The sequence below is a fragment of the Paenibacillus sp. OT2-17 genome, from assembly GCF_009827695.1.
GTDB classification, from domain to species: domain Bacteria; phylum Bacillota; class Bacilli; order Paenibacillales; family Paenibacillaceae; genus Paenibacillus; species Paenibacillus polymyxa_B.
The window spans coordinates 1-1844 of the sequence record NZ_WUDQ01000664.1; the positions used below are offsets into that span (position 1 = coordinate 1).

The following is a 1844-nucleotide window of genomic DNA, read 5'->3' on the forward strand; positions in this document are numbered from 1 at the left end:
ATCGGTATGAGCCCGCATATGCTTGCGGTAGGTACCAAGTCTTAAAACTCAGCACCTCTACAATTACGGTCAGATGCCGCTGCTTTAATAGTTCACGATCTATTGCTACGATATCCTCTCCAAGCGGGTTAGCTATACCGTCCAAATGCTGAGTAAACGTCATTCGTCCACTCTTCATAGGCCGTAAATCCTTCATCACGGTTTCAAGAGCAGCTTCCCACTTCTCATCTGTCGGGTAATATAGCACGTAGTCTAATTTTCCTTTAGATGCAAGTTGAGGCAACAGGATTTCTTGAAGCAACATGTTGATTTCTTTTAAAAAGGCTTTATTGTCCGGACTTCCTCCCAGAAAAATGTCTTGGGGGTTGCTCAATACAGCGGTATCCCCATTATTAGATAAAAAAATTCTACCCGGTATGGTGCCGCTAATAACACCTTGAATCAATATGTGATGCTTCATTGTAATAAAAAGACCGAATGCCTTATAAAAATAAGATTCCGCGAGTTCTATTCCTTTAATCATGTGATGAGCACACATCTGTCCGATTTGCCTCCCATAAGCCTATGAGAGATTCTTTCTTATTCATCTAAATACATAAATCTCTCATAAGCTTTTTGATTTGTTTGTTCGTATTCAAACATCATCACTCCTTTAAACGCATTAGAGGATTAGGCTCTAAGATGGTCTGTACTTGATGCCTCGCTTCATTATGGATAAAACATACAATTCGGTCAAGTGTACTTCTGGTAATGAAGAAGGCCTCGGCAGCACAATTGAATGGCTTCTGTGTATAGGCTATTGTAAGGATAGGAGACTTTTCCCAGATAAAAGAACTTACAGGAGGTTGTTTTCCTTGATGATCCTTGAGCTAGTGGCCATTATTTCTATTGCTCCCTTGTCCACGTTTTTCTCCTTTAGATACCGCTTGTGGAGACAACTATTATGAGAAGTGAACATGAAATGCTTCATACCTTCTCCATTTTGCTCAAGAGGACGAACGGGTACGTGCCGTGATTCTGAATGGTTCACGCGCCAATCCACATGCTCCACGGGACATTTTTCAGGATTATGATATCGTCTTTCTCGTATCCTCCATGGACAGCTTTATTCAGGAACGTCGCTGGATCAACCATTTTGGTGAATTGATCATTATGCAGACGCCCGATGAGCATATGGAACCTGCTCCGATGCCCCGTGATCGCTTTGCTTTTCTCATGTTATTTACAGACGGCAATCGCATAGATCTTACACTCTACCCTGCGAATAACATCACCAATTGGACCCGAGACAGCTTAAGTGTACTGCTGCTGGATAAAGACGGGCTTGTGCAGCCTTTCCCACCGCCAAGTCTTCAAGATTATAAGACGATACCTCCAACTGCCCAAGTCTATGCGAATTCCTGCAACGAGTTCTGGTGGGTCAGTACCTATGTGGCTAAAGGATTATGGCGACAGGAACTGCCCTATGCCAAATTTATGCTGGATCGGCCTGTGAGAGATGCGTTTCACTTGATGCTGGAATGGCATATTGGTATACGAACAGACTTCGCGGCAGACCCGGGTAAACAGGGAAAATATTTTGAGAACCACCTTGAACCTGGACTTTGGGCACTCTACATCCAAACGTTTGCGGATGCAGATTATGAACATATGTGGCAGTCTCTTTTTATCATGGGAAATTTATTTAGAGAAGTTGCGTTGGAAGTAGCGAACCATTATGGTTACGAATATCCAACTCTGGACGATCAACGTGTTACGAACTATCTCCATCACGTAAAAGCTCTCCCAGCAGATGCTAAGGACATTTATTGATAAAAAACCAGTCGGCACTTGATTTATATGTG

The 1844-nt window shown here is 42.8% G+C and carries 2 pseudogenes; one reads left to right on the top strand and one right to left on the bottom strand.

Going from position 1 to position 1844, the window contains the following annotated elements:
• Positions 1-538 (bottom strand): annotated as a pseudogene (locus GRP75_RS25860) (GNAT family N-acetyltransferase); the annotation flags it as partial.
• Positions 539-943: 405 nt separating this feature from the next.
• Between GRP75_RS25860 and GRP75_RS25865 the strand changes: the two are divergent.
• A pseudogene (locus GRP75_RS25865) lies at positions 944-1812 on the top strand (aminoglycoside 6-adenylyltransferase).
• The last annotated feature ends 32 nt before the right edge of the window (positions 1813-1844 follow it).